The organism is Jatrophihabitans lederbergiae (assembly GCF_031845305.1).
In the GTDB taxonomy this organism is placed as follows: Bacteria; Actinomycetota; Actinomycetes; order Mycobacteriales; family Jatrophihabitantaceae; genus Jatrophihabitans_A; species Jatrophihabitans_A lederbergiae.
Genome location: NZ_JAVREH010000272.1, coordinates 1 through 255 on the forward strand (window position 1 = coordinate 1; position 255 = coordinate 255).

Genomic DNA, 255 nt, shown 5'->3' on the forward strand with positions numbered 1-255 from the left:
TGAAGTCGGTGACCCGCACGGTCCCCTCCCGGCTGCGCCATTCCGTCTCCAGCACGAGGGTGTCCTCGATATAGCGGCGGGTGGTGCAGACCCCGCCCGCGGCGGGCGCGATGGTCCAGTGCCCGGCGTCGGGGGTGTCCACCAGCGCGGCGAAGCAGGCGGGGGAGTCGAACTTCGGTAGGCACAACCAGTCGATCGATCCGGTGGTGCTGACGAGCGCGGCGCTCTGCAGGTCACCGAGCAGGGCGTAGTCCT

Annotated in this window: 1 protein-coding gene; it reads right to left on the minus strand. The window is 70.2% G+C overall.

Annotation, left to right across the window (positions count from 1 at the left end):
- Window positions 1-255, minus strand: a 255-nt coding sequence (locus tag RM423_RS25240; RefSeq protein ID WP_311425775.1) for a trehalase-like domain-containing protein, incomplete at both ends; no start/stop codon positions are given.